The following is a 3,021-nucleotide window of genomic DNA, read 5'->3' as shown; positions in this document are numbered from 1 at the left end:
CGCCCGTAAGACGCTTTTGTTCGGCCAGTATCCTGTTGGCAGTAACAGGAGAGGGCCAGCCTTTCTCGAATGCTTCGCTCAGAACCCCTTCGGCAAAATCATTGACTTGCTGCAGTATAGCGGCATCCGCAGTCTCCATCATTGAAAATGCGTCCCGGACCATCCCCAGAATGCAGCTCCGACACTGCGGCCAGATGTGTAACAATTCAGGCTTGGGCTTGATCATATCTTTTCGTGTTTTCAACGTTCCTTCACCGTCTTTACCGCTTTTGATGACTGCCGCCGGGTTTCTTTTGTCACCATGTCGCACCCAATCGGGAGATGATCCTTGCTTTATATATGAATTGCATGCCCGCAGAGCGCGTGGGCGGCTTCCATCATCGCTTCGCTCAGGGTTGGGTGTGGATAAACGGTTTCAGCCATATCTTCCGCGCGGGATTTCAGGGTGATCATACCGGTGGGGCCGGCCACCAGTTCGGTGACATGTCCCCCCACCAGATGGACACCCAGAATCCTGCCGTTTTTTTGATCGGCAAGGATTTTGACAAATCCCGTATTGTCATCCATGGCCATGGCCTTAGCGTTGGCGGCAAAGGGGCACTGAGCAATGGCAATGTTGTATCCTTTTTCTCTTGCCTGTTTTTCGGTCAATCCCACGGAAGCGACTTCAGGCTGGGCATAGGTGCACCGTGGAATGTCCGTGTAGGATAGGCTGTGGGTCTGTCTGCCAGCAATGGTTTCGGCAGCGATGAGGCCCTGGGCTGAAGCCACGTGGGCCAGGCCCATCTTGCCGGTCACATCGCCGATGGCATAGAGCCCGGGTATGCTGGTGCGCATTGAATGGTCGACCTCAATGTTGCTGCGGGTGAGGGCCACGCCGAGTTTTCCAAGGCCGATGCCGCCGCTGTTGGCTGCAAATCCGATGGAAACCAGCACCACTTTCGAAGAAAGAACCGCGGTGTTCTCGCCGACGGATACCGTGGTCTCCACGCCGCCGGGGGAAATGGTTATTTCTTTCACCGCCGCGCCGGTTTTAATGCTAATGCCGCTTCGTTTGAACTGTTTTTCAGCCTCGATGCTGATGGCTTCGTCTTCAAGGGGCAGAACATGGGGCATCATCTCGACAACGGTCACTCGAGTGCCGTAACGGTTCCAAATGGTCGCGAATTCCATGCCGATGGGACCGGCGCCGATGATGGTTGCGGAAGCGGGAAGGCTTGTTAAGGAAAGGGCGTCGCGAAAGTTGATGATTTTTTCATGATCAAAGCCGGCGCCGGGAAACGGACGCGGTTTTGCACCGGTGGCAACAATGATGGACTTTGCGGTCAGGATATCGCCGAAGGGTTCGACAACGACTTCATCTTCGTTTTTTAAACGCGCGCTTCCTTCATAAACCGCGATGCCGTTTTTCTTCATGAGAAGCGCCACCCGCTTGGTCTGCCGGCTCACGATGCTGCGGCTGCGTTTGTAGGCAGCTTCATAATCAATGGACAGGTTGTCAAAGTTAAAGCCGAAGGTTCGGCCCTTTGACAGCAGGTGAATCACTTCAGCGTTTCGCAGAAGCACCTTGGTGGGAATGCATCCCCAGTTCAGGCAGGTGCCCCCCAGGTGTTCTTTTTCCACCAACGCGGTTTTAAACCCGAGCTGGCCGGCACGAACCGCGGCTACATAGCCGCCGGGACCACCGCCAATGACGATGACATCAAATGCTTCCATGTTTACAACTCCTTCGCACTCGTTTATTATTCCGTGAATCTAAATGATAAAAATTTTTATGGCAATGAAAAATAGCCTTCAAGGGGCCACTGGCGGACCGATCATTTTTTTTGATCTAGCGCCCGTGGCATGGTATGTTCACCTTTATATATCAGAAACATTTTCGCTCAACTTCGATCCATATAAGCACTGACGGGGTACCATCGGGGCAAAGCCGGAAATCGGGTGACATATGCGCAAACGCATGATGAACATTTTTATCGTGTTATGTATTCTCAGCCTGATTGTTTACGGTGTTTGGCATTACACGCGTCCCAAACCGCTAGACGTGGCTGTTAAGGCAGTCACCCTCGGTATGGTGGAGCGAACCGTCGCCAATACACGGGCAGGAACCATCAAGGCCTGCCGCCGGGCTAAGCTTTCGCCGAGTATCGGCGGGCAGATCGCCAATCTGCCGATAAAAGCGGGGGACACGGTCCGAAAAGGGCAGCTGTTGCTGGAACTTTGGAACAAGGATCTGGTGGCCCAGGTGACTTTTGCAGAGCAAGAAACGGTCGCTGCCCGCTACCGCGCCGGGTCCGTCTGCTCACGGGCCGATATAGCCCGGCGAAATGCCGACCGCTTTTCAGAGTTGAGCCGGATGAATATCGGGACACAGGAGCGTACGGACAACGCCGAAGCCGAAGCCAATGCCTTGCAGGATGAGTGCGAAGGGGCCAAAGTCGAGGTGGCCGTTCGGGGTGCTCAGCTTGAGGCGGCGAGAGCCGGTCTGGAACGTACACGTCTGACGGCGCCCTTCGATGGGGTGGTCGCTGAAATAAACGGAGAATTGTTCGAATATGTAACGCCCTCGCCTCTGGGGGTTGCCACGCCGCCTGCGGTGGACATCATCGGCAGCAATTGTTTTTATGTTATTGCGCCCATTGATGAGGTGGATGCAGCGGATATCCGTGTCAATATGCCCGCCCGCATCAGCATGGATGCGTTTGGCGAACGCCGGTTTGACGGCCGGGTTCGAAGAATCGCCGATTATGTGCTCGATGTCGAAAAACAGGCCCGTACGGTGGATGTGGAGGTATCATTCAACAATCCTCAGGATATCAGGAATCTGCTGGCCGGCTACAGTGCCGACATTGAAGTGATTCTGGATGTGCGAAAGGATGTGGTGCGTGTTCCCACCGAAGCGGTTATGGATGGTCGGCGGGTGTACGTGTTCCTTGCAGCGGAAAAAACCATCGCCATGCGGGAAATTCGCATTGGCCTATCCAACTGGGACTGGACCGAGGTTGTGGAGGGACTTTCGCC

Annotated in this window: 3 protein-coding genes; 1 reads left to right on the top strand and 2 read right to left on the bottom strand. The window is 54.7% G+C overall.

Annotated features, from left to right (window positions below):
* Window positions 1-310: hypothetical protein (locus R6V78_RS19280; RefSeq protein ID WP_410291018.1), on the bottom strand; the 310-nt coding region annotated here is incomplete at its 3' end.
* A 23-nt stretch (window positions 311-333) separates the two neighbouring features.
* Complete coding sequence (gene lpdA, locus R6V78_RS19275) at window positions 334-1,716, bottom strand: dihydrolipoyl dehydrogenase (RefSeq protein WP_410291017.1); 1,383 nt, start codon at window positions 1,714-1,716, stop codon at window positions 334-336.
* A gap of 232 nt (window positions 1,717-1,948) precedes the next feature.
* On the opposite strand from lpdA, the gene R6V78_RS19270 reads away from it, so the two are divergent.
* A partial coding sequence (locus R6V78_RS19270) for an efflux RND transporter periplasmic adaptor subunit (RefSeq protein ID WP_410291016.1) occupies window positions 1,949-3,021 on the top strand: 1,073 nt, incomplete at its 3' end.

Source organism: Desulfosarcina sp. (assembly GCF_046496365.1).
In the GTDB taxonomy this organism is placed as follows: domain Bacteria; phylum Desulfobacterota; class Desulfobacteria; order Desulfobacterales; family Desulfosarcinaceae; genus Desulfosarcina.
This window is presented reverse-complemented; position numbering and strand designations above follow the sequence as displayed.